Origin of the sequence: Pseudomonas sp. FP2338 (genome assembly GCF_030687515.1) — a bacterium.
Lineage (GTDB): Bacteria > Pseudomonadota > Gammaproteobacteria > Pseudomonadales > Pseudomonadaceae > Aquipseudomonas > Aquipseudomonas salomonii.
Genome location: NZ_CP117436.1, coordinates 444,187 through 470,726, shown reverse-complemented (window position 1 = coordinate 470,726; position 26,540 = coordinate 444,187). Strand labels below are relative to the sequence as shown.

The window sequence follows — 26,540 nt, the reverse complement described above, 5'->3', positions numbered from 1 at the left end:
TGCGGTGTATATGAGACTTCCATAAAAAAACGCCCGACCTTCACAGGCCGGGCGTTTTTTGTGCCCTGAAGAAATCAGGACTGACTGGATGGCGTCGGGGTTACCGGCGTTGCAGTCGGGGCGGTAGCAGCATGGGTCGGTGCGGACACCGAATTGGCTGTCGAAGCGGTTGGCGCTGGGGTTGCCGGCTTTGCCGCAACAGCAGGCTTGGGCGCTGCTGGCTTCTTGGCTACTGCTGGCTTCTTCGCGGCGGCAGGTTTTGCCGCAGGCTTGGCAGCCACAGGTTTTGCTGCAGCAGGCTTGGCAGCGGCTTTAGCTGCGGCTGGCTTGGCTGCAGGTTTCGCAGCGGCCGGCTTGGCAGCAGGTTTGGCAGCTGCGGTTTTAGCCGCAGGCTTGGCCGCTGGTTTTGCTGCTGCTTTGGCAGCCGGCTTAGCCGCAGGCTTGGCAGCGGCTTTAGCGGCCACGGGTTTTGCTGCAGGTTTGGCGGCCGGTTTGGCAGCCGCGGTTTTGGCTGCTGGTTTTGCCGCAGCTTTAGCCGGGGCCTTGGCCGCAGGTTTCGCAGCTGGCTTGGCAGCCGCTTTTACCAGAGGCTTGGCAGCGGTTTTTGCAGCTGGCTTAGCCGCTGCGGTTTTAGCCGCAGGCTTGGCAGCAGGTTTAGCGGCGGCGGTTTTGGCTGGAGCCACTTTAGCGCCGGTGAGTTTTTCGATTTGCTTGGCCAGGGTATCGACCTTGCTGTGCAGCGTCTTCAGTTCCGCTTTGCTGGGCACGCCCAGTCGCGAAATGGCACTGTTGAGACGCTTGTCGAAGGTTTCTTCCAACTTGCCCCAAGTGTCAGAAATGCTCGACTTGGCAGAGCCGGCAGTGGCCTTGGCCGCTTCAACTTTTTTACCAACCGTGGTCTTGGTCAACTTCTCGGCCTTTTCGCCGTCCTTGACCAATGTCTCGAAGTATTTGCCGCCGTCACTGCTAACCTTCGAGTACACGCCTAAACCAGCAAGCCAGATCTTACGGGAATATTTTTCAACCTCCCCGATCCACGAGCTGCCTTCTTTCTGAGTAGTCTTTTTAACAGCCATCCCGATGTCTCCTTAGTGTTTACGCGCGACACGTTCTAGCAATGTCGTCAGCTCTTCGAGCTTAGCAGAGAGTGTCTCCACGTCATGTTTAGACGCAATGCCGATTCGATTCAAGGCACTTGCAACACGCGTGTCAAAAGCTTTTTCAACTTTATCCAGTTGAACTTCAACCAAGCCTTTGACGCTGGAGACATTACTCTTTACTTGGTCAATCTGACTGTTGGCGGCGTCAAGTTGTTCAACCACAACTTTTTTGCCTTTACTTTCAACATGTTGACCGGTCTTAACCAGCTCTTTGAAGTACTCGCTACCTTCACTGCCGACCTTGGCATAGGCGCCAAGTCCTGCCAGCCAGATCTTGCGGGCGTAGCTTTTAACGTCACTCAGGGCAGTGGATTGGAGGTCGATTTTTTTCTTCAAAATAACTGTGGCCATGGTGCACCTCACGCAGATCAGGGTGGAGGAACCGCCCACAGGAGTTGAGGGCTTGGGCACAAAGTAGGCTGGAAAATTAGAATCGGCACCCTAAGAACACATCGATCAAGCCAGCGCCTTATCCAGGGCTTTCTCGATTTCAGACTTGATGGTGCCGCTCATGGCCGACATCAACAGGCCCAATTCAACATCAATGCGCAGCGATTCATCGGCGACTAACACCGTGCCTTTAACCCCCGAACGCTTGAGGTTCAGGCTATCGCCCGACCACGATGACTCCAGGCCATATTGCTCCTTGAGTTTGTGCGCCAACTTCTCGGCCTTCGCGCGCGCGCCTTCTTTACCCAGGGAATGTGCACGCTCAACGGTAATACGGGCCATTGCAATGACTCCTCTTTATATCGACTCAGAACACCTGCCATGCGGCAAAAGGTCTCGATGAACACCTATCTTACCTTCAGCCTTGCCAAGACAAAGCAGGCGGTGGGGATTATCATGTCCCGCATTCTCTTTTGGTGACAGCGATATGACTGATCAGCGCAAAGGCAGCGATGCCGAACCCACCACTCACTTCGGCTTCAAGAACGTTCCGGAAAGCCAGAAAGCGGAAAAAGTCGCTGAGGTGTTCCACTCCGTTGCGGCCAAGTACGACCTGATGAACGACGTGCTCTCGGGCGGCATGCACCGCCTGTGGAAGCGCTTCACCATCGAGTTGTCGGGTGTACGCACCGGCAACCGCGTGCTCGACATCGCCGGCGGCACGGGCGATCTGGCGGCCAAGTTCTCCAAGCTGGTTGGCCCGACCGGCCAGGTCGTGCTGGCGGACATCAACGGTTCGATGCTCAAGGTCGGCCGTGATCGCCTGCTGGATAAAGGCGTGGCCGGCAATATCGAGTTCGTACAGGCCGACGCCGAAAAGCTGCCGTTCCCGGACAACCATTTCGACTGCGTGACCATCGCTTTCGGCCTGCGTAACGTGACCCATAAAGAGGACGCGATCCGCTCGATGCTGCGCGTACTCAAGCCGGGCGGCCGCCTGTTGGTGCTGGAGTTCTCCAAGCCGACCAACGCGCTGATGTCCAAGGTCTACGACACCTACTCGTTCGCCTTCATGCCGCTGATGGGCAAGCTGATCACCAATGACGCCGAGAGCTACCGCTACCTGGCCGAATCGATCCGCATGCACCCCGACCAGGAAACCCTGAAGTCGATGATGGTAGAAGCCGGTTTCGACCGCGTGACCTACCACAACATGACCTCAGGCATCGTCGCCCTGCACCGCGGCATCAAGCCCTGATGCTGTTCGCAGGCCTCCTCGCCAGCGTCGAACACGGCATCAACCGTGTCCTGCGCCTGGACAGCACCGCCCTGGCGCGGCTTGCGCACTTGAACGGCAAGGTGATTGCCGTCGATTGCACCAGCCCCGCCTTGCAGCTGTTTATTCTGCCCAGCGATGAAGGCCTGCTGCTCGCCGGCGATTGGGCCGCCGAGGCCGACTGCACCCTGCGCGCACCCGCCTCGAGCCTGTTGCACCTGGCGCTGAGCCGCAACAAGACCGCGATCCTGCACAGCCCCGAAGTGGAGCTGGAAGGCGACAGCGCGGTGCTGATGGACCTGGCCGCCGTGCTGCAAGACCTGGAACTGGATTGGGAATACGAGCTGTCACGCTGGATTGGCCCGGTGGCCACCCAGTTGATCAGCGGGCACCTGCGCAGTCGCTCGCGCTGGTACCAGCAAGGGTTCGCCAGCCTCAACCAGAACCTTGCCGAATACCTGAGCGAAGAATCGCGCACCCTGGTCGGAGAACGGGAAGCGCAAGCGCGCTTTCGCGAACTCGACAAGGCCAAAATCGACCTGGAACGCCTTGAGGCACGCTTCGAGCGCCTGAGCCGTTCCCTTGATCCAAGCGATAACGCATGAAGCTGCTCGCCGTCCGCCGTTTGTTTCGTATCCAGCGCGTCGTAATCCGCTACCGCCTCGATGACCTGCTGTTCGCCCTGCCGTTGCCGTGGTTCCTGCTGGCGGTGCGTTATGTGCTGCCCTGGCGCTGGTTCCCGCGCAAACCGCTGGAGCTGAACCGTGGCGCGCGCCTGCGCCTGGCGTTGCAGGACCTGGGGCCGATCTTTATCAAATTCGGGCAGATCCTCTCCACGCGCCGTGACCTGCTGCCCGAAGACATTGCCGACGAGTTGATGCTGTTGCAGGACCGCGTGCCGCCCTTCGACTCGCAACAGTCGATGAAGCTGATCGAAGAACAGCTGGGCAAGAAGATCAGCGAGGTGTTCAGCCGTTTCGACGTCGAGCCACTGGCCTCGGCCTCGGTGGCGCAGGTTCATGCTGCACAATTGAAGACCGGCGAAGAAGTGGTGGTGAAGGTCATCCGCCCCGGCCTCAAGCCGATCATCGGCCAGGACCTTGCGTGGCTGTTTATCCTCGCCCGCGCCGCCGAACGCTTCTCCGCCGATGCGCGCCTGCTGCACCCGGTGGACGTGGTCGCCGACTACGAAAAAACCATCTACGACGAACTCGACCTGCTGCGTGAAGCGGCCAACGCCAGCCAGCTCAAGCGCAACTTCGAGGGTTCATCGCTGCTGTATGTGCCCCAAGTGTATTGGGACTGGTGCCGCCCTAAAGTGCTGGTGATGGAGCGCATCTACGGCGTGCAGGTCACCGACCTCGCCACTCTTGCCGACCAGCGCACCGACATGAAGATGCTTGCCGAGCGCGGTGTGGAGATCTTCTTCACCCAGGTGTTCCGCGACAGTTTCTTCCACGCCGATATGCACCCAGGCAACATTTTCGTCAGCACCGTCAACCCGTGGAGCCCGCAATACATTGCGATCGACTGCGGCATCGTCGGCAGCCTGACCCCGGAAGACCAGGATTACCTGGCGCGTAACCTGTTCGCCTTCTTCAAACGTGACTACCGCCGCGTGGCGCAATTGCACATCGATTCGGGTTGGGTACCGGCCGAAACCAAGCTCAACGAATTCGAAGCGGCGATCCGCACCGTGTGCGAGCCGATCTTTGAAAAACCGTTAAAAGATATTTCCTTCGGCCAGGTGCTGATGCGCCTGTTCCAGACCGCGCGGCGCTTCAATATGGAAGTGCAACCACAGCTGGTGCTGCTGCAAAAAACCTTGCTCAACATCGAAGGCCTGGGCCGCCAGCTGTACCCGGACCTGGACTTGTGGAACACCGCGCAGCCGTTCCTGGAACGCTGGATGCGCGAGCGCGTCAGCCCGAAAACCCTGTTGGGCAACCTGCACAGCCAGATGGAACAACTGCCGCACCTGGCCAACATGACCCGCGACCTGCTGGAGCGCATGTCCCAGCCCCACGCCAAAGACCCTGCGCCGCCGTGGCACAGGCGCAAGGACGACTGGTTCCTGCGCCTGCTGGGCGCCGCCCACCTGGTCGGCGGCGCGATGCTGGCGATTGGCGGGCCGCTGAACCAATTGGGCCATTGGCCGGCGGGCATCATGGTCGCCGTGGGTGTTTATCTGATCGTGCGCCGATAGCCGATCCGGTTATACACTGTCGCAAATTGCCGGAGCCGAACATGAAAGACTGGCTGGACGAGATCAAGTGGGACAGTGACGGCCTGGTGCCAGCCATTGCCCAGGACTACAAGACCGGGCGCGTACTGATGATGGCCTGGATGAACCGCGAGGCCTTGAGCCTCACCGCCACTGAGCAGCGCGCCATTTACTGGTCACGTTCGCGTGGCAAACTGTGGCGCAAGGGCGAAGAGTCCGGGCATGTGCAGACCCTGCACGAGATGCGCATCGACTGTGACGCCGACGTGGTGATCCTGAAGGTCGAGCAGATCGGCGATATCGCCTGCCATACCGGCCGCCACAGCTGCTTCTATCGCGTGTTCGAAAACGGCGAGTGGAAGGTTGTGGAACCGGTGCTCAAAGACCCGCACGCCATTTACTCCGCAGGACACTGAACATGAGCGATACCCTGAACCGTGTGGCCCAGGTGCTGGAAGACCGCAAAGGCGCGGATGCCGACAGCTCCTATGTCGCCAGCCTGTACCACAAGGGCTTGAACAAGATTCTGGAAAAACTTGGCGAAGAGTCCATCGAGACGATTATTGCCGCCAAAGATGCGCAAATCAGCGGTGATTACAGCGATGTAATCTACGAGACCGCAGACTTGTGGTTCCATAGCCTGGTCATGCTCGCCCAACTGGGGCAGCACCCACAGGCCGTGTTGGATGAACTGGACCGTCGCTTCGGCTTGTCCGGGCATGTCGAGAAGGCCTCGCGCCCGTCCGCCTGAATAACTTTTACAGAGGAATTGCAGCATGGGCATTTTTGACTGGAAACACTGGATCGTCATTCTGGTGGTCGTGGTACTGGTGTTCGGCACCAAGAAACTCAAGAACCTGGGCACGGATGTGGGCGAGTCGATCAAGGGCTTTCGTAAAGCCATGAACGACGATGAAAAGCCGGCCGACCCGATGGCCAACCCAGTGCCTCCGGCGCCGCCCGTTCACCCGCAGGCCACACAGCCGATCACCGAGCGTCGCACCTTCGACGTGCAGGCTGAAAAAGTCCAAGAGCCGACCCGCAAAGACTCGTGAGCACTGACTAATGTTTGGTATCAGCTTCTCTGAACTGCTGCTCGTCGGCCTCGTGGCCTTGCTGGTACTCGGGCCGGAACGCCTGCCCGGTGCCGCGCGCACGGCCGGCCTGTGGATCGGGCGCCTGAAACGCAGTTTCAACGCCATCAAACAGGAAGTTGAACGGGAAATCGGCGCCGACGAGATCCGCCGCCAGTTGCACAACGAACACATCCTGTCGTTGGAGCAGGAGGCGCGCAAGATTCTGTCGCCGGTGCAGGAACCCGCCAAACCGGCGGAGCCTGTGCCCGAAAACAGCATTGCTCCGGCCGCCGAAGCCCCGCCAACCGCGCCCGCCCCGACTGAGCCAGCGCCGACGCCCGTGGCGTCGCCCGCTCCCCATGACCCTACATTGCCGCCGCGAGCCCCATGAGCGCTGATAAACCGGAAAACGACCAGCATATGCCGCTGGTCTCGCACCTCACCGAGTTGCGGACCCGCCTGCTGCGTTGCGTAGCGGCCATTTTCATCATATTTGCCGGGCTGTTCGCCTTCACCCAGCAGATCTACACCTTCGTCTCCACGCCCTTGCGCCAGTACCTGCCGGCCGGCGCGACGATGATCGCCACCGACGTGTCGTCGCCGTTTTTGACGCCGTTGAAGCTGACCATGATGGTCTCGCTGTTCTTGGCGATCCCGGTGATCCTGCACCAGATCTGGGGCTTTATTGCCCCCGGCCTGTACAAGCATGAGAAGCGCATCGCCGTGCCGTTGCTGGTGTCGAGCATCCTGCTTTTCTACACCGGCATGGCCTTCGCGTACTTCCTGGTGTTCCCGCTGATCTTCAAGTTCTTCGCCGCCGCCACCCCGGCCGGCGTGGAAATGATGACCGACATCACCAGCTACCTCGACTTCGTGATGACGCTGTTCTTCGCCTTTGGCGTGGCCTTCGAAATCCCGGTTGCCGTGGTGCTGCTGGTGTGGATCGGCGTGGTCGACGTCAAATACCTGAAAAAAGTGCGCCCGTACGTGATCATCGGCTGCTTCGTGGTGGGCATGATCCTTACGCCACCGGACATTTTCTCGCAGACCTTGCTGGCCGTGCCGATGTGGATGCTGTTCGAGATCGGCATCCTGTTTGGCAGCCTGATCAGCAAGCGTGGCGATCACCCGGATGACCAACCCGCCGACGACGACCAGCCGCCAGCGACGCAACCGTGAACCTGCTGTTGCTTGAGGAGGCCGACTTTATCGCGGCCGACCGGGTGATCCTGCGTGATCGGCGCCTGGTGCATATGCAGGAAGTCCACCGCGCGGTGGTGGGCGACAACCTGCGGGTCGGGCGGATCGGCGGGTCGATGGGCAATGCGCAATTGCTGCGCCTGGAAGCCGGTGAAGCCGAGCTGCAAGTGAGCTTCGACCAGCCGCCACCGACCAAACTGCCGCTGACCCTGCTGCTGGCACTGCCGCGCCCGAAGATGCTGCGCCGGGTGCTGCAAACCGTGGCGGCAATGGGCGTGCCGAAGGTGGTGCTGGTCAACAGTTACCGGGTCGAAAAGAGCTTCTGGCAAACCCCGTTCCTGGAACCGGAGGCGGTTCGCGAGCAGTTGATCCTCGGCCTGGAACAGGCGCGGGACACCGTGCTGCCCGAGATCATCATCGAAAAGCGCTTCAAGCCGTTCGTCGAAGACCGCCTGCCGGCCATGACCGCAGGGACTCTGGGCCTGATCGGCCACCCTGGCGATTACCCGGCGTGCCCACGTGGACTGGATGAGCCGGTGACTCTGGCCATCGGCCCCGAAGGCGGCTGGATCCCCTACGAAGTGGAGCTGTTGGCCAAGGCCGGCTTGCAACCGGTGCAACTGGGTGCACGCATCCTGCGCGTAGAAACCGCCGTGACCGCCCTGCTCGCTCGGTTGTTCTGAACCCCGACCCGCCCCGAAAAAATGTGGGAGCTGGCTTGCCTGCGATTGCATCACCTGGGTATGCCTGATGTACCGAGGTGCCTGCATCGCAGGCAAGCCAGCTCCCACATTGGACTCGCATCGCTACAGAATTTTCCTACACAGCCGATAGCCTCTGAATAAGTCCAAGCCTTGTTCCAAAGGAGATCGCAGCATGTATCGTTGGTTAGCCGAAAAACTGGGGAATGTGAGCGTCAATCGCAAGCTGAGCATAGGCTTTGGCTTGGTGTTGATCCTGACGCTGTTGATCACCTTCACCGGCTGGACCGGCTTGGGCGATGTGACCAGTCGCGGCGACAAGCTGGGCTTTATCTCCAGCCTCAACGGCCTGACCAAAGACCTGCGCCTGGCGCGCCTGGACTTTGAAATGCGCCGGGGCGAACAAGGCACCGACGCCGTCAACAGCCTGCTGAAGCAACTGGACGATGGCCTCAAAACCGCCGAAACGCTGATCGAGCAACCCGACGACAAAGCCCTGGTCGAGCAACAGCTGGAAGCCTTGGGCCAATACAAAAAAGCCTTTGGCACTATGGTCCTGGCCGGCCTCAAGCGTGAGGGCGCACGCAGCAAGCTCGGTGACACCGCCGACAACGCCGTGGCCAAGATCAACGAAATCGAAGCGACCCTGCTGCAAGGCGACAGCGTCACGCAGTTCAACAGCGTGGTCGACCTGAGCAAGTTGATCCAACAGTCGCGCTTCCAGGTGCGCGGTTATACCTACAGCGGCAAGACCGAGGCCGAGCAACCAGCCCTGGATGCCATCGACAATGCCCTGAAGAAAATCACCGACCTGCAAGGCAAGCTGCCTGAGCAATACCAGGCCAACCTGCAAGAGGCCGGCGTGTCACTGCAAGCCTACCGCGCCGCCGTCAGCCAGTACCGCGACTCCCAGGTCGCCAGCGCCGCCGCGCTGAAAATCATGACCGCCCAGGGCGATATCCTGCTGGGGCACAGCGAAAAACTCACCACCTCCCAGACCGCCGTGCGCGATGCCGATGCCGCCCACGCTAAACAGCTGTTGCTGCTGGCCACCGTGCTGGCGCTGATCTTCGGCATTCTCGCCGCCTGGGCCATCACCCGCCAGATCGTGATCCCGCTCAACCAGACGCTCCAAGTCGCCGAGCGCGTGGCCTCGGGCGATCTGAGCCATAACCTCAACTCCGCCCGCCAGGACGAGTTGGGCCAGTTGCAACGCGCCATGCAGAGCATGACCGTCGGCCTGCGCGAGTTGATCGGCGGTATCAGCGACGGCGTCACCCAGATCGCCAGCGCCGCCGAACAACTGTCGGCCGTGACCGAACAGACCAGCGCCGGGGTTAACAGCCAAAAGGTCGAGACCGACCAAGTGGCCACCGCCATGAACGAAATGGCCGCCACCGTGCAGGAGGTGGCGCGCAACGCCGAAGAAGCCTCCGAAGCTGCCGTGGCGGCGGACCAACAGGCCCGTGAAGGCGACAAGGTGGTGGGTGAAGCCATCGCGCAGATTGAGCGCCTGGCGATCGAGGTCGGTCATTCCACGGTGGCCATGGGCGACCTCAAGCGCGAGAGCGACAAGATCGGCAGCGTGCTCGATGTGATCAAGTCTGTCGCCCAACAAACCAACCTGCTGGCGCTGAACGCGGCGATTGAAGCAGCGCGGGCCGGTGAGGCCGGGCGCGGCTTTGCGGTGGTGGCCGATGAGGTGCGCAGCCTGGCCCAGCGCACGCAAAAGTCCACCGAGGAGATCGAAGAACTGATCGTCGGCCTGCAAAACGGCACCCAGCAGGTGGCGACCATCATGGACAACAGCCGTGGCCTCACCGACAGCAGCGTCGAACTGACCCGCCGCGCCGGCAACGCGCTGAGCAATATCACGCGCACGGTCTCGACTATCCAGGCGATGAACTCGCAGATTGCCACCGCTGCCGAGCAACAGAGCGCTGTGGCCGAGGAGATCAACCGCAGCGTGTTGAATGTGCGCGACGTGTCTGAACAGACCTCCTCGGCCAGCGAGGAAACTGCCGCCTCGAGTGCCGAACTGGCACGCTTGGGGATCTATTTGCAGTCTCTGGTCGGGCGCTTCCGCATCTGACCCGCACCTACGCGGCGGCCGGATCAAGGCCGCCGCAACTTATGAAATTTCCTACGTAGTTATCAGCCCGCCACGACCTCGAATCGATTTAGCGTTTCAGCTGTTGCGAAATGCTTCCCCAGATTTGGAGGTTCACCATGTTTCCTCGGCTGACCCGTTTGCTGGTCAACGCCAGCATCCGTCTCAAACTCGCACTGGGTTTCGGCCAAGTGTTGATCTTAAGCATCCTGATCGCCGCGACCGGCTGGCAGGCCTTGAAAGACGTGCTTTATCGCTCAAACAGCCTGACGACCCTTGGGCAACTGGCCCTTGACGCCGAGGCCATGCGCGCTGACAGAGTTGTGTACCGCACCCTTACGGACGCCGGCAGCCTGGCCAAAATGCACAGGCAGACCGAAAAGATCGACCAGCATCTGACCGACCTTTCAAGCCGCCTCAAAGACCCGGTCGATTTGCAACGGGTGCAGGAAGCGACACGCCTGGTGGCGAGTTTCAAAACAGCGCTGGCGGCCTTGCCGGCGTTGATCGAGCAACGCGAGAACATCCGCCCGGCCCTCAAAAAAACCGCGCTGCAAGCCAGTGATACTCTCGCCCAGTTCGCCAGCGACTTACCGAACCAGGAAGACGAAAAGGCCCTGGACGCCATTGAAAACCTGCGCCAGGCCATGGAGCAAGCCGAGGATCGCGCCCAGAGCCCCGCTTGGGCAGCCGAGTCGCTGCAAGCCTACACCGACGCACTCACCCAGGCGCTCGAAGCCCTGAATGTGGCACAAGCGGCGGTGACCGCGCTGCCCGTGGACGCGGCGCAGCTCAAAGCCGACCTGAGCAGCTATCGCGAACAACTGACCAGGCTCAAGGACGCCCAGCTCAACACCGAAACCCTGCAAAGCCGCTTTGAGCAACAGCTCAATGAGTTGCGTGAACAAAGCCACCGTTTGAGCGAGGGCCAGAACGCCAAGCGTGACAGCGAAGCCGAGCAGACCCACACACGACTGTTGAGCGTCACCGTAGCGGCCCTGCTACTCGGTGTACTGGCCGCCTGGTGGATCGCGAGGCAAATAGTCGTGCCCCTGCGCGCAATCCTCACGGCTGCCCACCGTATTGCTGACGGCGACCTGAGCCGGGACATTGAAGAGGACCGCCGCGATGAACTGGGCCAGTTGCAGCAGAGCATCGGGCAAATGACCCGCAACCTGCGCAACCTGATCAGCGGTATCGGCGACAGCGCCCGGCAGATCGCCAGTGCCGCAACGCAGTTATCCGCCGTCATCGAACAGACTCGCGCCGGGGTCAACAACCAGAAGGAGGAAACCGATCAGGTGGCCACGGCGATGAATGAAATGCTCGCTACAGCCCAGGAGGTCGCCCGGCATGCCGAGCAGGCATCCGTGGCGGCCAATGAAGCGGATCAGGAGGCTGATGCCGGCGAAAAAGTAGTGACCCAGGCCGTCGAGCAAATCGGCCACCTGGCCCATGAGATGGCGCGCTCGAGCCAGGCGATGATTGCGCTGCAACACGAAAGCCAGAAAATCGGCAGCGTGCTCGACGTGATCAAGTCAGTGTCCCAGCAAACCAACTTGCTGGCCCTGAACGCTGCCATTGAAGCGGCGCGCGCGGGCAGTGCCGGCCAGGGTTTTGCGGTAGTGGCCGACGAAGTGCGCAGCCTGGCCCAGCGCACCCAGGAATCTGCCGAAGAAATCGAGGGCTTGATCCTCGGCCTGAATACCGGCACCCAGCAGGTCGCAGACATCATGGACAACAGCCGCAGCCTGACCGACAACAGCGTCGGCCTGACCCGCGATGCGGGCGATGCCCTGGCCGCGATTGCGCGCACCGTGTCGATCATCCAGGAAATGAACCCGCAGATTGCCGCTGCCGCCGAGCAGCAAAGCGCAGTGGCGGAAGAGATCAATCGCAGTGTGTTGAAGGTGCGGGATGTCACCGAACAAACCGCTGCGGCCAGTGAGGAAACAGCCGCGGCCAGTGTTCAGTTGACCCGATTAAGCCTGGATTTGCAGGCGCTGGTGGGTAAATTCAGGCTTTGATACTCACGGCCCTTGTGGCGAGCGAGCTTGCTCGCGCTGGGCTGCGAAGCAGCCCTAAAACCTGCCAACGCGTTCTGCTGGATAAATCGCGGTGATCTTGTTGGGGCCGCTTCGCGCCCCAGTGCGAGCAAGCTCGCTCGCCACAGGACGCTCACCCTTCCATCACAGGACCTGGCGCAGGAAGGCTTGGGCGCGCGGGTCTTTCGGTACATCGAAGAACTCGGCCGGGGCCGCATCTTCGAGCAATTTGCCGTGGTCGAAGAACAGCACGCGGTCTGCCACTTCACGGGCAAAGCCCATCTCGTGAGTGACGCAGACCATGGTCATGCCTTCCAGGGCCAGGGTCTTCATCACGTCCAGCACTTCGCCGACCATTTCCGGGTCCAGCGCCGAGGTGGGTTCATCAAACAGCATCACCTTGGGCTCCATGGCCAACGCGCGGGCAATGGCTACGCGCTGTTGCTGGCCACCGGACAGGCGCGATGGGAACTCGTTGGCCTTCTGCGCGATACCGACCTTTTCCAATAGCGCCAAGGCCTTGGCTTCGCGCTCTTGCTTGCCGCGCTTGCGCACGACTTTTTGCGCCAGGCACAGGTTTTCCAGCACAGTCATGTGCGGGAACAAATTGAAGTGCTGGAACACCATGCCGACTTCACGGCGGTAGGCATTCACGTCGGTTTTCGGGTCGGCCAGTTGCAGGCCGTCGATGCTCACCGAGCCCGAGTCGAACTCTTCCAGGCCGTTAAGGCAGCGCAGGAACGTGGACTTGCCCGAACCTGACGGGCCAATCACCACCAGCACTTCGCCCTTGGCGACTTGGGTGGTCACGTGGTCTACCGCGCGCACTACCTGGCCACGGGTGTCGAAGACTTTTACCAGATCGCGGACTTCAATCACTTTGCGCGAGCCTCCGCTCAAGCCGGCTGGCCATTTTCGACAGCGGCAGGTTGATCAGCAGGTACAGGCCTGCCACACAGAACAGGATTTCAAAGGGCGAGAACGAGGTGGTGATCACTTCGCGGCCGCTTTTAAGCAGTTCGGTAATCGCGATCACCGAGACCAGCGAGGTGTCTTTCACCAGGCTGATAAATTGCCCGGCCAATGGCGGCAGCACGCGCTTGAATGCTTGCGGCAACACCACGTGCCGCATCGACTGGCTGGCGCTCAAACCCAGGGAGCGTGCGGCTTCGTTCTGGCCACGGGTGATGGACTGCACACCGGCGCGCACGATTTCCGCCACGTAAGCGCCGGTGAACAGCGACAACGCGGCAATCCCGGCGAATTCGCGGGACAGGTTGAGCACCGTGCCGATGAAGAAGTAGAAAATGAAGATTTGCACCAACAGCGGCGTACCGCGCACCAGTTCGACGTAGATCGTCGACAGATCGCGCAAGGTCGGGTTGCTCGACAGACGGCATAAGCCGGTTGCCAGACCAATCGCCAAACCAAGGATTGCGGAGACCACCGACAACCACAAGGTGGTCCACAAACCCCACATCAACGGGCCTAGCGCCCAATGCCGGGTTACGCCGATAACATCGCCTTCGGCCACGTCGTCGCCACGTGACACTTGCAGGCTGTTGTCGGCCACGGTCAGCTTTTGCTCGGCGCCTGCGTCGTTGCGCAAGGTGACTTCGGCCACGTCGCCTTTGCGCACCAGCTCAATGACGGTGGAGATGTCGGCGGCGCGCTGGGACGTTTCGGCCTGATAGGCGAAGTACTGCGGCACGCGGTTCCAGCGCCATTCGTAGGACATCAACGAGGTGGCGTAATACAACGCGCCAGCCAGGCCAACCAGCACGACCACGGTCAGCAGGTGCCAGGGCCATTGGGCTTTTTTCTGTTTCATTACTCAAATCCAAAAGGTGGGGCAAGCCCCTCTGTGGCGAGGGAGCTTGCTCCCGCTGGGCTGCGAAGCAGCCCCACTACTGGCGACCAGACACTGACAGATAAACCGCAGCGCCTGGGTTGGGAGCGCTTCGCGCTCCAGCGGGAGCAAGCTCCCTCGCCACAACAGCGCTTATTCCATGTCCTTGAGCCACTCGGAGCTCTTGAACCACTTGTCATGGATGCGATCGTAGGTGCCATCGTTGCGGATCTGGTGCAGGAAGTTGTTGATGTAGTTGAGGCTGTCGTAATCGCCTTTTTTCAGGCCGAACGCCAGGGGCTCGAAGGTGAAGGGTTCTTCCAGGAACACCAGCTTGCCATTACCGACTTTCTTCTCGGCAACCACGTTGTACGGCGCGTCATACACAAAGGCATCGGCCTTGCCGTTGACCACGTCCAGCACGCCTTCCTGTTCATTGTCATAGCCGTGGTACTTGGCTTTGGAAATCAGCTTCCTGGCAACCATCTCGCCGGTGGTGCCGAGCTTGGAGGTCAGGCGGTATTTCTCGTCGTTGAGGTCTTTATAGGACTTGATCGTGCCTTCCAGGTCCTTGCGAATCAGCAGGGTCTGGCCGACCACGATGAAGGGTTCGCTGAAGTTCAGGCGCAGGTTGCGCTCCTGGGTCAGGGTCATGCCGCTGCCGATCATGTCGAACTTGCCGGTCAGGAAGGCCGGGATAATGCCGTCGTAGCCGGTGGATACCAGTTCCAGCTTGACGCCCATGGACTTGGCCATGGCCTTGAGGATGTCGACTTCAAAGCCGATGATTTCACCGCGCTTGTCGGTCATTTCGAACGGCATGTAGGTCGGGTCCATGCCGACTTTCAGCGTGCCGCGCTTGACCGCATCGTCGATGGCGCCAGCATGCGCCGCAGTGGCCGCGACCAGCGCGGTGACGCCAAGCATCAGCATCGAAAGATACTTTTTCATCATCAAGTCCCCTGAAAGATTCTTATAACGCCGGCGCGCAAAAGGGCTGCACCAATTCGGGGTGCGATCCTAACCCACTCGTTGCCCGTCACAAAGGTTTCACGGGTAAATGTTATCGGCGTATGTCGGAAAAGCCCCACAACGGTGCAGCACAGCGCAGGCGCTAGACACATCAGCGCAACAGCGCGGCAATTGATTGATGTGTAAGCAGTTATGACGTTCAGTCGATCTCCGCCATCCAGTCGGTGTCCTTGAACCACTTGTCGTGCAGCCGATCGTAGGTGCCATCCTGGGCAATTTGATTGAGGAAGTGGTTGATCCAATTGAGGCTGTCGTAGTCGCCTTTTTTCAGCCCAAACGCCAAGGGCTCAAAGGTAAATGGCTGCTCAAGGGCGAAGAGCCGATGGTTTTCCGGCCTGGCCATCGCGATCAGGTTGTAGGGCGCGTCATGGACAAAGGCGTCGGCCTTGCCCTCCACCACCTGGCGCACGCCCTCTTCGGGCGTTGCGAAGCTGCTCAGGTGCGCGGCGCCCAGAAACCGCTGCGCAGCCGCTTCGCCGGTGGTGCCTTCAGTCGCAGCGATGCGGTAACCGGCCTCGTCGAGGTCTTCGATGCTGGCAATCTTGCCGGCAAGACTGGGGTTCAGCAGCACGGTCTGGCCAACCACGATAAAGGAGTCGCTGAAATTCAGCTTGAGGTTGCGCTCCTGCGTCACCGTCATGCCGCTGCCGATCAGGTCGAACTTCTTCGCCATCAGCCCCGGCAGCAACTCGGTATAAGGCACGGCGACCAGTTCAAGCTCGACGCCCAAGGCGCGGCTCATCGCCTGCAGCAAGTCGACCTCAAAACCGACGATACGGCCCTGCTTGTCCTTCATTTCAAAGGGCACATAGGTGGGCGTGGTGCCGACTTTCAGCACACCGCGTCGAACCGCTTCATCGAGGGCACCAGCACTCAACCAGCCTGCGTAAATCAATGCGATGACGCCGCTCAGCACCGCCGAACAATACCTTTTGATCATGAATCCCCCTGCGACCTAGTCAATTTGGGGGCGATGCTACCCCAGCGACAGCCACGGCAATACGCTTCGGACGAAGGTCTTTTGTTTCGAAATAACAAGGGGTTAGCGGTATAAGGAAGATATTCTGAACGCTGTAGGAACAGCGCATCCAACGCCCCCGAGGTGAGCCCTCGGGGGCGTCGGAATCAGGCCGGTTGGGCCTGGGACGCCAGCGGTTGCAGCGGCAGCAATGGCGCGTGCGGATCAGCCTTCACCGATGCACGCCAGGCACCGAGCCACTCGGCATGGCCTTCACTCCACACCTGCTGATGCAGACGAGCCAAGGCTACCGGGTCGCTGAGCAATGCCAGGCGCTCGCCGTTGTTGAGGCCGGCCGGGCCGACTTTCAGCGCGTGGCGCACACGTTCCTGACGCAAGTGCTCGATCGGCTCCGCCTCACGGTGACGCGAGGTCGCCAGGGCGCAGGCCAGGGCGTTTTGCTGCGGGTCGACCACCGAACGCACAAACCCGTCATTGAGGGCGTGCCAACGGTTTTCGTGGGTGTATTGCTCGGTCGACAGCAAGGCTTGCGGCGGGTTGTATTCCTCTGGGATCAGGAACAGGCTCTCGTCGCGAGACTTGAGGCCCAGCTTGACCCGGCTGGAGATCACCGACACCGGAATCGACAGCATCAGCGAGCCGACGATCGGAATCAGCCACCACAGGAAGCTTGGGTTCAACCACACCACCAACAACGCCCACAGGAAGCCCAGCAGGGTTTGCGGGCCGTGACGCTTGACCGCCTCGCTCCATGGCGTGGAGTCGTCGTCACGCTGCGGCGAGTTCCAGGTCGCAGCCCAGCCCAGGAACGCAGCGAGCACGAAGCGGGTGTGGAAGATCATGCGCACCGGCGCCAGCAGCATGGAGAACAGCATCTCCAGCAGCATCGACAAGGTCACCTTGAACTTGCCACCGAACTCTTTCGCGCCCTTGGCCCAGATCAGGATGATGCTGAGCAATTTAGGCAGGAACAGCAGCACGATGGTGGTAGAGAACAGCGCCACCGCCTTGTCCGGGTGCCATTGAGGCCACAGCGGGTACAACTGGCGTGGCGCCATGAAGTACTGCGGCTCCATCAAGGTGTTCACTGCCAGCAACGCCGTCGACAGCACCAGGAAGAAGAACCACAACGGCGCCGACAGGTAGGACATCACGCCGGTCAGGAACACCGCACGGTGCACCGGGTGCATGCCTTTGACCAGGAACAGGCGGAAGTTCATCAGGTTACCGTGGCACCAGCGACGGTCACGCTTGAGCTCATCCAGCAGGTTCGGCGGCAATTCCTCGTAGCTGCCCGGCAGGTCGTAGGCAATCCACACGCCCCAGCCGGCACGGCGCATCAGCGCCGCTTCAACGAAGTCGTGGGAGAGGATCGCACCGGCAAACGCACCTTTACCCGGCAACGGCGCCAGGGCGCAGTGCTCGATAAACGGCTTCATACGAATAATGGCGTTGTGACCCCAGTAATGGGACTCACCCAGCTGCCAGAAGTGCAGGCCAGCGGTAAACAGCGGGCCGTAGACGCGGGTGGCGAACTGCTGCATGCGCGCATACAGGGTGTCCATGCCCGACGCACGCGGCGCGGTCTGGATAATCCCGGCATCCGGCGTGGCTTCCATCAAGCGCACCAGGCTGGTCAGGCATTCGCCGCTCATCACGCTGTCGGCGTCGAGCACCACCATGTACTTGTATTCACCACCCCAACGACGGCAGAAGTCGTCGAGGTTGCCGCTCTTGCGCTTTACGCGACGGCGACGGCGGCGATAGAAGATCTTGCCGAAACCACCGGCTTCGCGGCACACATCAAGCCAGGCTTGCTGTTCGGCGATGCAGATATCGGCTTCGTTACTGTCGCTGAGCACGAAGAAATCGAACCGGTCCAGGTCGCCCGTGGCGGCCACCGATTCGAAAGTAGCGCGCAGGCCGGCAAATACCCGGGGCACGTCTTCGTTGCAGATAGGCATCACCAGCGCGGTGCGGGCATCCTTTGGAATCGGCTCGTCACCGGCACTTTTACCGGAGATCCGGTATTTATCGTGGCCGGTCAGCAGCTCCAGGAACCCCATCAGCGCAGTCCAGAAACCGGCCGAGACCCAGCAGAACAGAATCCCGAACATGATCAGAATGCTGGTTTGCAAGGCGTAAGGCAGTACCTGGGTGGCCGTTTGCAGCAGGGTCTGGTTGCGGATTTCGTCGAAGTCGACCAGCGACCAGCCCTGGTACGGCATGATGCCTTTCATGTACCAGCCGGCCACAATCGTCTGGCCGAGCATCAGCACCAGCAGGATATAGCGACGGATCGAACCCACGGTACGCCAGCGTGCTGCCGGCAATACGCGCTCATCCTTCGGCGGCGCCGGAGGGTTGGTGCGACCGGTCATCCGGCGCCAACCACGCACCAGAATATTGGTACGCCATGGCTCCGGCACCACTTTGGTCCGACGGATCGGCGGCGTGGCCTTCAGGCAAACCCGGCCGTTGGCGTCAAGCGCCAGCATCTCGGCGTCTTGCAGCTCTTCGGCGGTATTGAGCGTCAACCGGCGGCCGACCGAGGCTTGGGCAGCCTCGGTGGGTGCGTCGAACGTCTTTGACGACAGGCGTTCGTGCAGCTCGCTGAAGGAGGTGCAGCCCGCCAGTTCGGCGCGCTGCTCTGCGGTCATCGGGAGGTGCGCCAGGTACTCGGACAGGGTCTCTGGCGTGGCTTGAGAATTACTCATCGGCAGGCAACTGATAGCTCCAGGTTTCGGTCAGGACGTGTTCGGTCTTTTCCGGCTCCGGATTGGCGGGGGCAGCCTCTGGCTGCTTGGCGTCCTTGTCTTTCGCTTCCTTGGCGTCTTTCTTGGCCTGTTTTTCGTGTTGCTTGGCCAGCAGTTTGTCGGCCTTGAGCACCTGGGTCGAGACCTTCTCAGGCTCAGCTTTCACGATGTCTTCGACCAGCGCGGCACGAATTTCGGTGGGCTTGCCTGCATCCTTGATCTTCATGCGCAGGGTCAGGCGCCAGCCTTTGGTGTGCTCGTTGTAACGCACGCTGTTTTCAACGATTTCGGCGTTGTCGCCCACGCTCACCTGGCTGCGCACTGGCGCATCCGGTGGCAGGTTCTTCAGGGACGGGCCCTCGAAGTCCACCAGGTAGGCCACACTGCCGTCAGGCTGGCGAATCAGGTTGGATTGCTTCACGTCACCGGTGGAACGCAAGGTCTGCTTGACCCAGGCACTGTCGGCCGGGTGCAGGTCTTTCTCGTCCATGGTCCAGTGCAGGCGGTAGCTGACATCCAGCGGCTCGCCGACTTTCGGCAGCTCGGCCGGGCTCCAGAACGCAACGATGTTGTCGTTGGTTTCGTCGGCGGTCGGAATCTCTACCAGGTCGACAGAGCCCTTGCCCCAATCGCCTTCAGGCTCGATCCAGGCGCTTGGGCGCTTGTCGTAGTTGTCGTCCAGGTCTTCGTAGTGGCTGAAGTCGCGGCCACGTTGCAGCAGGCCGAAACCACGCGGGTTCTCGACGGCGAAGTTGCTGACCGACAGGTGTTTAGGGTTGTTCAGTGGGCGCCAGATCCACTCGCCATTGCCGGCATGGATCGACAGGCCGCTGGAATCGTGCAGCTCACGGCGGTAGTTGAGCACCTTGGAAGGCTGGTTCGCGCCGAACAGGTACATGCTGGTAAGCGGGGCAATGCCCAGCTTGCTGACCTTGTCACGCAGGAACATCTGGGACTTGACGTCGACAATGGTGTCGGTGCCAGGGCGCAGGGTCAGGCGATAGGCGCCGGTGGCACGTGGAGAGTCCAGCAGGGCGAAGATCACCAGCTGTTTCTCGCCCGGTTTAGGGCGCTCGATCCAGAACTCGGTGAAACGCGGGAATTCTTCACCGGACGGCAATGCCGTGTCGATCGCCATGCCACGGGCCGACAGGCCATAGGCCTGGCCTTTGCCGACGACGCGGAAGTAGCTGGCGCCGAGCATGGTCATGATTTCGTCTTGCTTGTCGGCTTTGTTGATCGGGTACAGCACACGGAAACCGGCATAACCCAGCTGTTCGGTGGCTTTAGGATCAAATTTCACGTCGCCGAAATCGAAGCGATTTGGGTCGTACTTGATTTCCTGGACGCTGTCGGCGGTCACTTCGTTGATTTTCACCGGCGTGTCGAAGTGCATGCCCTGGTGATAGAAGGACAGCTTGAACGGCGTGTTCTGATCGGCCCACTCAGCTTTTTCGTTGCGGAAACGAATCTTCTGGTAGTCGGCGAATTTCATTTCGCGAAATTCGTTAGGCAGATTGCTGCGCGGAGCTTCGTATTTCTGCCCAGCCAGCTCTTTTGCCTTGGCCGACACATCATCCAGACTGAATGCCCACAGTTGACCCGCGCCGAACAGGCAAAACAGGGCAGAGCCCGTTACCAGTGCGTTTCGTAACCGTTTGGCAGACAATTTTGGTGCATTACAGGGACTAACAATCACGAGCAACCCTCGCCGAAAACAGATCAAAAAACCAACGGCCAGCTATCTATATGCCAGGTTGGCGAGCATTGTTCCGACTCCATTGGGTCAAAATGATTCCCCAAAGGTCGTCGGACAAGTCTCTACCTAAGTCAAAAATGGACCAATTTACGCTGATCCCCATAGCGCGCGATTATCTAGTAGCCCGCGATACAACGCATCAGGGACAACGAAGTATTTGTAGCGAAACCCTGCGTTTTTAGGCATTAAAGTCGTTTTTAATACATTCATGTCTGTAAGAGGAAGGTCACGGGGCCATCATTGACCAAGTGCACCTGCATATCGGCGCCAAAACGCCCCGACGCCACCTTGCCATGCAATTGTTGCGCTTGTAACAACAAGTGCTCAAAAAGCGCTGCTCCCAGGGCCGGCGGGGCCGCTGTGGAGAAGCTGGGCCGCAACCCGCTTTTGGTATCCGCCGCCAGGGTGAACTGCGAGACCAGCAGCAAACCGCCGCCAATGTCTTTCAAGGACAGGTTCATCTTGCCTTCATCGTCGCTGAACACCCGATAGTTAAGCAGCTTGTGCAACAGTTTGTCGGCACTCTCGGGCGTATCTGAAGGTTCGACGGCGACCAGCACCAGCAAACCCTGGTCTATCGAGCCTACGACTTCACCCGCGACCTCGACCCGGGCGCCACGCACCCGCTGCAACAGGCCCTTCATGCTTCTTCTGGCGGCAGATCAAGCAGGCGCCGTGCCATCTCGCCGGTCGCGCGCACCAACGCATCGGTGATGCCCGGCTCGGAAGCGGCATGGCCAGCCTCGCGAATCACCTGCAGTTCGCTGTTGGGCCAGGCCTGATGCAGCTCCCAAGCGTTGTCCAGCGGGCAGATCATATCGTAGCGGCCATGGATGATGACGCCAGGCAGATGGGCGATCTTGTGCATATCGCGAATCAGCTGGTTGGGCTCCAGGAAGGAGTTGTTAGTAAAGTAGTGGCACTCGATACGCGCAATCGACAGGGCACGCTGCGGCTCGGAAAAACGCTCGACATGCTGCGGGCTCGGGCACAGGCCGAGCATGCGCCCTTCCCAGCCGGACCAGGCTTTGGCGGCGTGCATCTGGGCGATCTGGTCGTTGCCGGTGAGGCGCTTGTGGTAGGCGGCAACCATGTCGTGGCGCTCGTCCGCCGGGATCGGGGCAAGGTAGTCCTGCCAGTAATCCGGGAACATGCGGCTCGCGCCCTCCTGGTAGAACCAGTGAATATCCTGCGGGCGGGCCAGGAAAATGCCGCGCAGGATCAGGCCATGCACGCGCTCGGGGTGGGTTTGTGCGTAGGACAGCGACAGGGTCGAGCCCCAGGAGCCGCCAAACAGCACCCATTTGTCGATGCCCAGGTGCTCGCGGATGCGCTCAAGGTCGGCGACCAGATCCCAGGTGGTGTTGTTCTCCAAACTCGCGCGGGGTGTGGAACGCCCGCAGCCACGCTGGTCGAAGGTAACGATGCGGTACAGGTTCGGGTCAAAATAGCAGCGGCTCTGGGCATCGCAACCGGAGCCGGGGCCACCGTGGATGAAGACGACAGGCAAGCCTTCGGGGGAGCCACTCTCATCGACGTACAGCGTGTGGGTGTCATCGACGGCCAGATCGTGCCGGGCGTAGGGTTTGATCTGCGGGTACCAAGTCTGCATTGCGCGCTCCATAGGGTGTCGGGTTCATCCCTGAGGGGACGTCTATTATTCTTGCCGTCTGGCATCATAAACCCGAATTGTGCAATGAGCATGTCCTTGAATACTTAGACCTGTGTCAGCCCTTCGCTCCTGAGGTAATGCAGCAGATAGTTATAAAGCTGATCCACCTCCGGGGCTTGGCCGCGTGCGCGCAGGCAACCGTGGACCAGCCCTTTGCCCGGATACAGCACGGCGGGCACACCGGCCTGTTGCAGCCGTTCGGCATAGAGCATGCCGTCATCGCGCAACGGGTCGAACTGGGCCACGGCGATCAATGCCTTGGGTAAGCCGCCGAAATACTCGGCCAACAAAGGTATGGCATAGGCCGAGTGCGTGCCCGCAGCGTCCAGATACATTGCCAGGTAGCAGTCGGTGTCGGCAGTACTGAGCAGGGGCGCGTCCCTGCAGTCACGGCGCGAGGGCAAATCGGCCGGGCCGCCCAAGCCGGGGTAAATCAGCACCTGGGCCACGGGCAGCGGCTGGCCATCGTCGCGCAGCCCCAGGCACAGCGCCGCCGCCAGATTGCCGCCCGCGCTGTCACCCATCACCACCAGGCGTTGCAAGTTGATGGCGTGCGGCGCCTGCCTGGCCTGGATTGCCTGCCATACGGCGCGACAGTCGTTGTAAGCCGCCGGAAACGGGTGCTCAGGTGCCAGGCGATAGTCGATGGCGATCACCAGCACTTGCAGCGTGTTGGCCAGTTCGAAGCAGATGAAGTCGTGGGAGTTCAGCCCGCCCACCACCCAGCCGCCGCCGTGCATATAAAGGAGACAGGGCCAGCCCTCCGTCGGCGCTGGAGCCCTGGATAGGTAACTGCGCACGCCTACGCCGCCCAGGGAAAAGTCCGACAGCTGCAGCCCTTCAGGCTGCGGTGGAGTGAAGGCCTGGCACATGCGGTCGTAGTTATGGCGCAAGCCTGCCAGCGACGAGTCGTCACTGGTGAAGGATTCGGTTTTGGCGATGAAGGCGCGCATCGGCGAAGAAATAGGATACATGCTCAATATCCCTGACAATGGAGATCTAAAGGTGGGAGCTGGCTTGCCTGCGATGGCGGTGTGTCAGTCACCTGTTCATTTACTGACACACCGCCATCGCAGGCAAGCCAGCTCCCACAGTTGCTCTGTGTTGTTTGATCTACCGTGCCCGGCTTAAGGTTTGAGACTGGCCTGCACCGCCGCCACGCCGTCGCTGCCATCAAACGCCGTAACCCCGGCCAACCAGCGCTGCAGATCCTCAGGGTGGTCACGCAGCCACTGCCTGGCCACATCCTGCGGCGACTGGCGCTCCATGATCGGCACCATCAACTGGCTTTCCTGGGCGGCGGTGAAGGTCAGGTTCTGCAACAAACGGTTGGCGTTGGGGCAGCGCTCGCCGAAGTCCGGTGCGGTGACGGTGGAAACCGTGGCGCGGCCTTCGTCCGGGCCGAACACATCTTCACTGCCCGTGAGGTAGGCCATTTTCATATTGATGTTCATCGGGTGCGGGGTCCAACCGACGAACACCACGAACTCCTTGCGGTTCACCGCTCGCTGCACCGCCGCGAGCATGCCGGCTTCCCCGGAAGCTACCAGCTTGAAGCCACCGAGGCCGAAGTGGTTAGTGTCGATCATCTTCTGGATATCGGTATTGGCACCGCTGCCCGGCTCAATGCCGTAGATCTTGCCGCCGAGCGTGTCCTTGAAGCGGGCGATGTCGGCAAACGTCTTCAGCCCGGCATCGGCCACGTATTGCGGCACGGCCAGGGTGGCTTGGGCGTCGGCCAGGCTCGGCGTGTCGAAAACCTTGACCTGCTTGGCGGCCAGGAACGGCGCGATGTTGTTGTCCATCGCCGGTTTCCAGTAGCCGAGGAAGATATCCAGGCGTTTGTCACGGATGCCGGCAAAGATGATCTGCTGCACGGCGCTGGTCTGCTTGCTGTCGTAGCCCAGGCCGGTCAGCAGCACATCGGCCATGCCGGACGTTGCGATCACGTCGGTCCAGCTGACCACGCCCATGCGGATGGCTTTGCATGAGGCGGGTTCGGCGGCCATGGCGTTGGCGCTGATCAAGGCGGCGCCGGTGAGGATCAACAACAGTCTGTTCATGGATGAGGTCTCACTGGGCAGCTTTTATTGTGGGGAGTGGCGTCTGGTGCGCCGTACCCACAACCTTACCCAGCGGGACCTGTGCTGACACGAACTGTGGCGACCGGCAGTTGCACTGGGGCGACTGTGAGGGCCCCATCGCAGGCAAGCCAGCTCCCACATTTTGATCTGTGAATACATTCAAATGTGGGAGCTGGCTTGCCTGCTATAGCGATATCAGCTGTAGCGCTTCTGCCCCCAGGCTAACAACCCTTCCAGCAACTGCTTCAATACCACCCGCGTCGGCTCAGCCAGATCCGCGCGATAACGGAACGGCTCAACCTCTTCCATATACGTGCTCTGGCACAGCTCCAACTGCACCGCATGAATATCCTGCGTCGGGTCGCCGTAGTGGCGAGTGATATGCCCGCCCTTGAAGCGCCCGTTCAGCACATGGGTGAACTGCGGATGCTGAGCGCAGATGCCTTCCAACTGGCTGGCCAGCTCGGGGTCACACGCCGCGCCGTTGAAGGTGCCGAGGTTGAAGTCCGGCAGCTTGCCGTCGAACAGGTGCGGGATTACCGAGCGGATCGAGTGCGCATCAAACAGCAAGGCGTAGCCGAACTCGGCCTTGAGCCGCGCCAGCTCTTCTTGCAGCGTGCGGTGGTACGGGCCCCAGATCTTTTGCAGGTAGGTTACGCGTTCTTCTTCGGACGGCACCTGCCCTTCACGGAACAACGGCACACCCTCGAACAGGGTCGCCGGGTACAGTCCGGTGGTGGCGCCGGCGTAGAGCGGTGTGTCGTCGGACGGCCGGTTCAGGTCGATCACAAACCGCGAGTACTCGGCCGACAAGGTGCTGGCGCCCAGTGCTTCGGCAAAGTCATACAACGTCGGGATATGCCAGTCGGTGTCCGGCAAGCTTTGTGCCTCGGGGATCAGCCCGGCTTCGACCGCAGGCGTCAGGCGCAAACCCGCGTGGGGCATGCTGATCAGCAGCGGCACGCGGCCTTGTTTGAAATTCAGAACCTTATCCACAACAGTACTCCTCAGACGTTTACGTCGACGCCGTGGCGCACGACGCGTTTATCCAGTTCGCCGCCCAGCCAGTAAGCCAGGTCGGCAGGGCGATCAATCTGCCAGGCGACAAAGTCCGCAACCTTGCCGACTTCGAGCGAACCATGGGTGTCGCCCATGCCCAGCGCGGTGGCCGCATGTTGCGTGGCGCCCGCCAGGGCTTCTTCCGGGGTCATGCGGAACAGCGTGCAAGCCATGTTCAGCATCAGGCGCACCGACAGCGCCGGCGAGGTGCCAGGGTTGAGGTCGCTGGCGATGGCGATCTTCACGCCGTGCTTGCGCAGCGCATCCATCGGCGGCAACTGGGTTTCACGCAGGAAGTAGAACGCGCCCGGCAGCAACACCGCGACGGTGCCGGAAGCGGCCATGGCGATGGCGTCTTCTTCGGTCATGAATTCCAGGTGGTCGGCCGACAGCGCGTGATAACGCGCCGCGAGGCTGGAGCCGTGCAAAGAGGACAGCTGCTCGGCGTGCAGCTTCACCGGCAAGCCCAACTGCTGGGCCACCTTGAACACACGCTCCACCTGCTCGGTGGAAAACGCCAGGTATTCACAGAAGGCATCAACCGCATCCACCAGCCCTTCGGCCGCGAGCGCCGGCAGCATCTCGGCGCAGATGTGGTCGATGTAATCGTCAGCGCGGTCCTTGTACTCCGGCGGCAGCGCGTGGGCTGCCAGGCACGTGGCGCGCACGCTCACCGGCAGCACTTGGCCAAGGCGCCGTGCAACCCGCAGCATCTTGCGCTCGTTGACCAGGTCCAGGCCGTAGCCGGATTTGATCTCCACCGTGGTCACGCCGTCACGCAGCAAACTGCGCAAGCGCTTTTCAGCGCTGGCAAACAGCTCATCTTCGGTGGCGGCGCGGGTGGCGCGCACGGTGCTGGCAATACCGCCACCTTTGGCGGCGATTTCGGCGTAGCTCACGCCTTCAAGGCGCTGCTCGAATTCACCGCTGCGATTGCCGCCGAACACCGTGTGGGTGTGGCAGTCGATCAGCCCGGGGGTGACCCACGCGCCTTGCAGGTCATGCACCTGGGCGTAATCCGCCGTCGGTACTTCGCTGCGCGGGCCGATCCACTCAATCAGTGAATTGGCAGTGACCATCGCGGCATCCTCGATGATCGAGTATTTGCCGTGGGCCATGGTTGCGACGTGGCAGTGTTGCCAAAGCGTTTTCATCAACGCCTCCCTAA

General features: G+C 60.9%; 25 protein-coding genes and 2 pseudogenes. 12 read left to right on the top strand and 15 right to left on the bottom strand.

Features of this window, described 5'->3' with window-relative positions:
• Window positions 1-74: 74 nt before the first annotated feature.
• The 3 genes from PSH96_RS02015 to PSH96_RS02005 form a co-directional block, all read right to left on the bottom strand.
• A complete protein-coding gene (locus PSH96_RS02015) occupies window positions 75-1,076 on the bottom strand; it encodes a phasin family protein (protein WP_305457122.1) in 1,002 nt (333 codons plus the stop codon).
• 12 nt (window positions 1,077-1,088) lie between these two features.
• Entirely contained in the window at window positions 1,089-1,511 is a 423-nt protein-coding gene (locus PSH96_RS02010; RefSeq protein WP_305457121.1) for a phasin family protein, read from the bottom strand.
• Window positions 1,512-1,616: 105 nt separating this feature from the next.
• A complete protein-coding gene (locus PSH96_RS02005; RefSeq protein WP_017138585.1) occupies window positions 1,617-1,892 on the bottom strand; it encodes a polyhydroxyalkanoic acid system family protein in 276 nt (91 codons plus the stop codon).
• A gap of 145 nt (window positions 1,893-2,037) precedes the next feature.
• Between PSH96_RS02005 and ubiE the strand changes: the two genes are divergently transcribed.
• The 12 genes and pseudogenes from ubiE to PSH96_RS01950 all read left to right on the top strand — a co-directional run bounded on the left by ubiE (window position 2,038) and on the right by PSH96_RS01950 (window position 12,164).
• Window positions 2,038-2,808 (top strand): bifunctional demethylmenaquinone methyltransferase/2-methoxy-6-polyprenyl-1,4-benzoquinol methylase UbiE, encoded by a 771-nt coding sequence (gene ubiE / locus PSH96_RS02000; RefSeq protein ID WP_003171186.1) that lies wholly within the window; start codon window positions 2,038-2,040, stop codon window positions 2,806-2,808.
• Entirely contained in the window at window positions 2,808-3,431 is a 624-nt protein-coding gene (locus tag PSH96_RS01995) for an SCP2 domain-containing protein (protein ID WP_058422364.1), read from the top strand. Before ubiE ends, PSH96_RS01995 begins: the two co-directional genes overlap by 1 nt.
• Window positions 3,428-5,032, top strand: a complete 1,605-nt coding sequence (gene ubiB, locus PSH96_RS01990; protein ID WP_305457120.1) for a ubiquinone biosynthesis regulatory protein kinase UbiB — start codon at window positions 3,428-3,430, stop codon at window positions 5,030-5,032. The genes PSH96_RS01995 and ubiB overlap by 4 nt, the downstream gene beginning before the upstream one ends.
• Window positions 5,033-5,073: 41 nt before the next feature.
• A complete protein-coding gene (gene hisI, locus PSH96_RS01985) occupies window positions 5,074-5,466 on the top strand; it encodes a phosphoribosyl-AMP cyclohydrolase (protein ID WP_012721796.1) in 393 nt (130 codons plus the stop codon).
• Between the two features lie 2 nt (window positions 5,467-5,468).
• On the top strand, window positions 5,469-5,801 hold the full coding sequence (locus PSH96_RS01980; RefSeq protein WP_090367314.1) for a phosphoribosyl-ATP diphosphatase: 333 nt from the start codon (window positions 5,469-5,471) through the stop codon (window positions 5,799-5,801).
• A gap of 25 nt (window positions 5,802-5,826) precedes the next feature.
• Window positions 5,827-6,105 (top strand): twin-arginine translocase TatA/TatE family subunit, encoded by a 279-nt coding sequence (locus PSH96_RS01975; RefSeq protein WP_305457119.1) that lies wholly within the window; start codon window positions 5,827-5,829, stop codon window positions 6,103-6,105.
• A 10-nt stretch (window positions 6,106-6,115) separates the two neighbouring features.
• The gene (gene tatB, locus PSH96_RS01970) at window positions 6,116-6,517 is read left to right on the top strand and encodes a Sec-independent protein translocase protein TatB (RefSeq protein WP_305457118.1); all 402 of its coding nucleotides are present in this window, start codon (window positions 6,116-6,118) and stop codon (window positions 6,515-6,517) included.
• Entirely contained in the window at window positions 6,514-7,305 is a 792-nt protein-coding gene (gene tatC / locus PSH96_RS01965) for a twin-arginine translocase subunit TatC (protein ID WP_056860635.1), read from the top strand. The genes tatB and tatC overlap by 4 nt, the downstream gene beginning before the upstream one ends.
• The gene (locus PSH96_RS01960; protein WP_305457117.1) at window positions 7,302-8,009 is read left to right on the top strand and encodes a 16S rRNA (uracil(1498)-N(3))-methyltransferase; all 708 of its coding nucleotides are present in this window, start codon (window positions 7,302-7,304) and stop codon (window positions 8,007-8,009) included. Before tatC ends, PSH96_RS01960 begins: the two co-directional genes overlap by 4 nt.
• 193 nt (window positions 8,010-8,202) lie before the next feature.
• Window positions 8,203-9,213: pseudogene (locus PSH96_RS29470) on the top strand (methyl-accepting chemotaxis protein); the annotation flags it as partial.
• A 33-nt stretch (window positions 9,214-9,246) separates the two neighbouring features.
• Window positions 9,247-10,119: a methyl-accepting chemotaxis protein gene (locus PSH96_RS29465; RefSeq protein WP_370694343.1), complete on the top strand. Its 873-nt coding sequence runs from the start codon at window positions 9,247-9,249 to the stop codon at window positions 10,117-10,119.
• Window positions 10,120-10,256: 137 nt separating this feature from the next.
• Complete coding sequence (locus tag PSH96_RS01950) at window positions 10,257-12,164, top strand: methyl-accepting chemotaxis protein (RefSeq protein WP_305457115.1); 1,908 nt, start codon at window positions 10,257-10,259, stop codon at window positions 12,162-12,164.
• A gap of 162 nt (window positions 12,165-12,326) precedes the next feature.
• Here the strand turns inward: PSH96_RS01950 and PSH96_RS01945 are convergent, their stop codons facing one another.
• From PSH96_RS01945 to hutI, 12 genes and pseudogenes are all read right to left on the bottom strand, one after another.
• Window positions 12,327-13,061, bottom strand: coding sequence for an amino acid ABC transporter ATP-binding protein (locus tag PSH96_RS01945; protein ID WP_305457114.1), 735 nt, complete (start codon window positions 13,059-13,061; stop codon window positions 12,327-12,329).
• On the bottom strand, window positions 13,054-14,013 hold the full coding sequence (locus PSH96_RS01940; protein ID WP_305457113.1) for an amino acid ABC transporter permease: 960 nt from the start codon (window positions 14,011-14,013) through the stop codon (window positions 13,054-13,056). Before PSH96_RS01940 ends, PSH96_RS01945 begins: the two co-directional genes overlap by 8 nt.
• 171 nt (window positions 14,014-14,184) lie before the next feature.
• Window positions 14,185-14,982, bottom strand: a complete 798-nt coding sequence (locus PSH96_RS01935) for a transporter substrate-binding domain-containing protein (RefSeq protein ID WP_056860639.1) — start codon at window positions 14,980-14,982, stop codon at window positions 14,185-14,187.
• A 220-nt stretch (window positions 14,983-15,202) separates the two neighbouring features.
• The gene (locus PSH96_RS01930) at window positions 15,203-16,003 is read right to left on the bottom strand and encodes a transporter substrate-binding domain-containing protein (RefSeq protein ID WP_305457112.1); all 801 of its coding nucleotides are present in this window, start codon (window positions 16,001-16,003) and stop codon (window positions 15,203-15,205) included.
• Window positions 16,004-16,183: 180 nt separating this feature from the next.
• A pseudogene (gene mdoH / locus PSH96_RS01925) lies at window positions 16,184-18,759 on the bottom strand (glucans biosynthesis glucosyltransferase MdoH); the annotation flags it as partial.
• Window positions 18,752-20,497, bottom strand: a complete 1,746-nt coding sequence (locus tag PSH96_RS01920) for a glucan biosynthesis protein G (protein WP_305457111.1) — start codon at window positions 20,495-20,497, stop codon at window positions 18,752-18,754. The gene PSH96_RS01920 and the pseudogene mdoH, both read right to left, overlap by 8 nt.
• A 266-nt stretch (window positions 20,498-20,763) precedes the next feature.
• A complete protein-coding gene (dtd, locus tag PSH96_RS01915; protein ID WP_017138603.1) occupies window positions 20,764-21,201 on the bottom strand; it encodes a D-aminoacyl-tRNA deacylase in 438 nt (145 codons plus the stop codon).
• A complete protein-coding gene (gene pip / locus PSH96_RS01910) occupies window positions 21,198-22,169 on the bottom strand; it encodes a prolyl aminopeptidase (RefSeq protein WP_056860643.1) in 972 nt (323 codons plus the stop codon). Before pip ends, dtd begins: the two co-directional genes overlap by 4 nt.
• A 104-nt stretch (window positions 22,170-22,273) precedes the next feature.
• Window positions 22,274-23,203 (bottom strand): alpha/beta hydrolase, encoded by a 930-nt coding sequence (locus PSH96_RS01905; protein WP_305457110.1) that lies wholly within the window; start codon window positions 23,201-23,203, stop codon window positions 22,274-22,276.
• Window positions 23,204-23,356: 153 nt separating this feature from the next.
• A complete protein-coding gene (locus PSH96_RS01900; protein ID WP_305457109.1) occupies window positions 23,357-24,292 on the bottom strand; it encodes a choline ABC transporter substrate-binding protein in 936 nt (311 codons plus the stop codon).
• Window positions 24,293-24,508: 216 nt separating this feature from the next.
• Window positions 24,509-25,309 (bottom strand): N-formylglutamate deformylase, encoded by an 801-nt coding sequence (gene hutG, locus PSH96_RS01895; protein ID WP_305457108.1) that lies wholly within the window; start codon window positions 25,307-25,309, stop codon window positions 24,509-24,511.
• An 11-nt stretch (window positions 25,310-25,320) separates the two neighbouring features.
• Window positions 25,321-26,526: an imidazolonepropionase gene (hutI, locus tag PSH96_RS01890; RefSeq protein ID WP_305457107.1), complete on the bottom strand. Its 1,206-nt coding sequence runs from the start codon at window positions 26,524-26,526 to the stop codon at window positions 25,321-25,323.
• Window positions 26,527-26,540 lie beyond the last annotated feature (14 nt).

Bases quoted from the DNA above. Each gene is read 5' to 3' on its own strand.
- PSH96_RS02015 (WP_305457122.1), bottom strand. From the start codon at position 1,076: ATGGCTGTTAAAAAGACTACTCAGAAAGAAGGCAGCTCGTGGATCGGG.
- PSH96_RS02010 (WP_305457121.1), bottom strand. From the start codon at position 1,511: ATGGCCACAGTTATTTTGAAGAAAAAAATCGACCTCCAATCCACTGCC.
- PSH96_RS02005 (WP_017138585.1), bottom strand. From the start codon at position 1,892: ATGGCCCGTATTACCGTTGAGCGTGCACATTCCCTGGGTAAAGAAGGC.
- ubiE (WP_003171186.1), top strand. From the start codon at position 2,038: ATGACTGATCAGCGCAAAGGCAGCGATGCCGAACCCACCACTCACTTC.
- PSH96_RS01995 (WP_058422364.1), top strand. From the start codon at position 2,808: ATGCTGTTCGCAGGCCTCCTCGCCAGCGTCGAACACGGCATCAACCGT.
- ubiB (WP_305457120.1), top strand. From the start codon at position 3,428: ATGAAGCTGCTCGCCGTCCGCCGTTTGTTTCGTATCCAGCGCGTCGTA.
- hisI (WP_012721796.1), top strand. From the start codon at position 5,074: ATGAAAGACTGGCTGGACGAGATCAAGTGGGACAGTGACGGCCTGGTG.
- PSH96_RS01980 (WP_090367314.1), top strand. From the start codon at position 5,469: ATGAGCGATACCCTGAACCGTGTGGCCCAGGTGCTGGAAGACCGCAAA.
- PSH96_RS01975 (WP_305457119.1), top strand. From the start codon at position 5,827: ATGGGCATTTTTGACTGGAAACACTGGATCGTCATTCTGGTGGTCGTG.
- tatB (WP_305457118.1), top strand. From the start codon at position 6,116: ATGTTTGGTATCAGCTTCTCTGAACTGCTGCTCGTCGGCCTCGTGGCC.
- tatC (WP_056860635.1), top strand. From the start codon at position 6,514: ATGAGCGCTGATAAACCGGAAAACGACCAGCATATGCCGCTGGTCTCG.
- PSH96_RS29465 (WP_370694343.1), top strand. From the start codon at position 9,247: ATGCAGAGCATGACCGTCGGCCTGCGCGAGTTGATCGGCGGTATCAGC.
- PSH96_RS01950 (WP_305457115.1), top strand. From the start codon at position 10,257: ATGTTTCCTCGGCTGACCCGTTTGCTGGTCAACGCCAGCATCCGTCTC.
- PSH96_RS01940 (WP_305457113.1), bottom strand. From the start codon at position 14,013: ATGAAACAGAAAAAAGCCCAATGGCCCTGGCACCTGCTGACCGTGGTC.
- PSH96_RS01935 (WP_056860639.1), bottom strand. From the start codon at position 14,982: ATGAAAAAGTATCTTTCGATGCTGATGCTTGGCGTCACCGCGCTGGTC.
- PSH96_RS01930 (WP_305457112.1), bottom strand. From the start codon at position 16,003: ATGATCAAAAGGTATTGTTCGGCGGTGCTGAGCGGCGTCATCGCATTG.
- dtd (WP_017138603.1), bottom strand. From the start codon at position 21,201: ATGAAGGGCCTGTTGCAGCGGGTGCGTGGCGCCCGGGTCGAGGTCGCG.
- pip (WP_056860643.1), bottom strand. From the start codon at position 22,169: ATGCAGACTTGGTACCCGCAGATCAAACCCTACGCCCGGCACGATCTG.
- PSH96_RS01905 (WP_305457110.1), bottom strand. From the start codon at position 23,203: ATGTATCCTATTTCTTCGCCGATGCGCGCCTTCATCGCCAAAACCGAA.
- PSH96_RS01900 (WP_305457109.1), bottom strand. From the start codon at position 24,292: ATGAACAGACTGTTGTTGATCCTCACCGGCGCCGCCTTGATCAGCGCC.
- hutI (WP_305457107.1), bottom strand. From the start codon at position 26,526: ATGAAAACGCTTTGGCAACACTGCCACGTCGCAACCATGGCCCACGGC.